Raw genomic sequence first — 2,171 nt, 5'->3', positions numbered from 1 at the left:
CGTCCCGGGCGCCCCGGCCGACTACGCGATCTGGCGGACGGCGGAACTGGTGGTCCAGGCCCCCGACGACCGGGTCGCCCGCTGGTCCACGGACCCGCGCTCCGGCACTCCCGGGCTGCCGGACCTGACCCCCGGCGCGGACCTGCCGGTCTGCCTGGCCACCGTCGTCGGCGGCCGGGAGGTATTCGTACGGCCACAGGGGTGATCCGGGGGGCCGTGGTTCGGTGAGTGCGCCCGGACCCGGATAGGTTCGGCCGGGTCCACCACCGGACGTCCGATCCGGACGGAGCCGTTCGCTCAGCCGCGCCCGCGCCTCGGGGGCGAGGGAAGGTTTCGCCGGACGGGAGTCCCCCCAACTCCTGAGGAGCTTGGGGGTGGGTGGCCTCGGATCGGGGCCCTGCGGTCCAGTAGACAACGGTCAGGCGGCCCGCAGCCAGCGGGAGCCGGTCCGGCCCGAAGGACCGCGGGCCCCGATCGCTGTTCTAAAATCATCCTCTGCGAGACGGCGTACAGGATGTACGAGAACGCAAAAAGGGGAATCAGTGAGCGACGGCGGACAGCGAAGCTACGGACCGCTCGGCACGGCCTTGGTGATCATTCCGACCTACAACGAGGCGGAGAACATCGGGCTGATCGTCGGCCGCGTCCGCGCGGCTGTACCCGAGGCCCACATCTTGGTCGCGGACGACAACAGCCCGGACGGCACCGGAAAGCTCGCCGACGAGCTGGCGGCTTCCGACGAGCACGTGCACGTCCTGCACCGCAAGGGCAAGGAAGGGCTCGGAGCCGCCTACCTGGCGGGCTTCGGCTGGGGCCTGGAGAACGGTTACGGCGTCATCGTGGAGATGGACGCCGACGGCTCCCACCAGCCCGAGGAGCTGCCGCGGCTGCTCACCGCGCTGGAGGGCGCCGACCTGGTGCTGGGCTCCCGCTGGGTGCCGGGCGGCCGGGTGGTCAACTGGCCCAAGAGCCGCGAGTTCCTCTCCCGGGGCGGGTCCACGTACTCCCGGCTGATGCTCGGCGTTCCGATCCGCGACGTCACCGGCGGCTACCGCGCCTTCCGGCGCGAGACCCTCGAAGGCCTGGGCCTGGCTGACGTCGCCTCCGCGGGCTACTGCTTCCAGGTCGACCTGGCCCGCCGGGCCGTCCGCAAGGGCTTCCGGGTGGTGGAGGTGCCCATCACCTTCGTCGAGCGCGAGTTCGGCGACAGCAAGATGAGCAAGGACATCGTGGTGGAGGCCCTGTGGCGGGTCACCCAGTGGGGCCTCAAGGAGCACGCGGACAAGCTGACCGGCAAGGTCTTCGGCAAGTAGGCCTTCGGTAGCCCTCCAGCAGTCCTTCGGCAGCCCTCCAAGGGCGCTGCAGTGGTCCTGCGGGCGCGGCGGTGGCCGGCGGGGCGGTGGCGCCCGGCCACCCGCGCCGCCGCCCCCTAGGGGATGTCCGGTACCTCCGACTGAGGACGCTTTTACACCGGCCCAGGCACACTGGGGGGTATGACGACCGGAGTTCCGACCTCTACGGCCCCCCGGCGGCGTTCGCCCGCCCGTACGATGCTTCCCCTGGCCATCGCGGCCTGGCTGATCCTGGAGATCTGGCTGCTCAGCCTGGTCGCCGGAGCGGTCGGCGGCGGGGCCGTCGCCCTGCTGCTCGCGGGCGGCCTGGTGCTGGGTGCGGTGGTCATCAAGCGGGCCGGGCGGCGCGCCTTCAAGAACCTGACCGACACCTTCCAGCAGGCCCAGGCGGGCGTACAGCCCACCGCGCCGCAGCCCGGCACGGGCAACGGCCTGACCATGCTGGCCGGCCTGCTCCTGATGATGCCGGGCCTGCTCTCCGACGCGCTGGGCCTGCTCCTCCTGCTCCCGCCCGTCAGGGCCCTGGCGGGCCGCCGGGCCGCCCGCACCCTGGAGCGCAAGATGGCCTCCGCGCCCGCCGGCACCTTCGGCGACGCCTTCCAGCAGGCCCGCATCCACTACCCCGACGGCAAGGTCGTCCAGGGCGAGGTCATCCGCGAGGACCGGCAGCCCGGGCCCGCGTCCGGTCCGGAGGCCGGCTACCGCCCGCCGATCGCCCCCTGACCCGGTCCGACCGGCTCCGACCCGCTCCGCCGGATACGACGAAGCCGGGCCGAGCACCACAAAGCCGAGGGGCCCCCGCCACACAGTGTGTGGCGG

The 2,171-nt window shown here is 72.8% G+C and carries 2 protein-coding genes and 1 pseudogene; all 3 read left to right on the top strand.

Going from position 1 to position 2,171, the window contains the following annotated elements:
- Positions 1-205, top strand: a pseudogene (locus tag ACWGDE_RS38405) (amidohydrolase); the annotation flags it as partial.
- A gap of 337 nt (positions 206-542) precedes the next feature.
- Complete coding sequence (locus ACWGDE_RS38400; protein ID WP_453393722.1) at positions 543-1,313, top strand: polyprenol monophosphomannose synthase; 771 nt, start codon at positions 543-545, stop codon at positions 1,311-1,313.
- A 180-nt stretch (positions 1,314-1,493) separates the two neighbouring features.
- A complete protein-coding gene (gene fxsA / locus ACWGDE_RS38395; RefSeq protein WP_453393721.1) occupies positions 1,494-2,075 on the top strand; it encodes an FxsA family membrane protein in 582 nt (193 codons plus the stop codon).
- Positions 2,076-2,171 lie beyond the last annotated feature (96 nt).

This window comes from Streptomyces sp. NPDC054956 (assembly GCF_053609185.1).
Note: the sequence above shows the minus strand (reverse complement) of the source record. Positions and strands in the feature narration are given on the sequence as shown.